Annotated in this window: 1 protein-coding gene; it reads left to right on the plus strand. The window is 43.4% G+C overall.

Annotated features, from left to right (window positions below):
* The first annotated feature begins 113 nt into the window (after nucleotides 1–113).
* Nucleotides 114–776 carry an alpha/beta fold hydrolase gene (locus ACEYW6_RS36465; protein ID WP_412983648.1) on the plus strand — a complete coding sequence of 221 codons (663 nt, stop codon included), beginning with the start codon at nucleotides 114–116 and terminating at the stop codon, nucleotides 774–776.
* Nucleotides 777–884: the final 108 nt, after the last annotated feature.

The following is an 884-nucleotide window of genomic DNA, read 5'->3' on the forward strand; positions in this document are numbered from 1 at the left end:
TTTCGTTTTTGCCCCGCAATTCCTCTCGACACTGAACCCGATAGGGTCAGTGTGAGCCTCCTTGCGGCAGTAGGTGATTTTTGCAACTCTACAGTATTTATCAACTAACCTTCATGCCTCATAATTTTCTACTTGTATGGCTGGTTCAACTGCTGACTGTTGGGGTACTTGGCGGGGGAATCTACATTCTCTATGAGTGGTACGAAGGAGAACTTGTAGGAACTTCCTACTTAGTAGCTGGACTAGTAATGGTTCTGTGGACTTTTGGCGGCCGTTTTATCAGTTTGCCACTGCTGCGCCGTCCTGGAAACCAAGAACCCAAGTTTATGCGTAGCAAAACTGTGCAGCGCTTACCACGACAGGATGGGAGCGTATTGCAAGTAGAGTTTTTTGGACCTGAAGATGGTCAACCAATTATCTTGTCACACGGTTGGGGACCAAACAGTACTATATGGTATTATGCCAAGCGACAACTAAGCGATCGCTTCCGAGTAATTGTTTGGGATCTACCAGGGTTAGGAAAATCCTCTAAACCGAAAAACAATGATCACTCTATAGAAAAGTATGCCCGTGACTTGGAAGCTGTAATTGCCATAGCAGGGGATAAACCTGTTATCTTGTTGGGACACAGTATGGGTGGGATGATTAACCTGACATTCTGTCGTCTGTTTCCAGAGCTATTAGTGAGTCGGGTGTCTGGCTTAATTCTTGTGGATACTACTTACACCAATCCGGTTAAAACTTGCATCTTTAGGAATCATGTAAAAATAACTTGAACAATTGGCCGAATAGTTAGAGTATCAGAATATAACGGAATTAAAGCCTTATATGTCTGATAACCAGGTAGTCGAAAGCATTCAAGACAAGTATGATTCGTTATTGCC

This window comes from Nostoc sp. UIC 10607 (genome assembly GCF_047228265.1).
Lineage (GTDB): Bacteria > Cyanobacteriota > Cyanobacteriia > Cyanobacteriales > Nostocaceae > Nostoc > Nostoc foliaceum_A.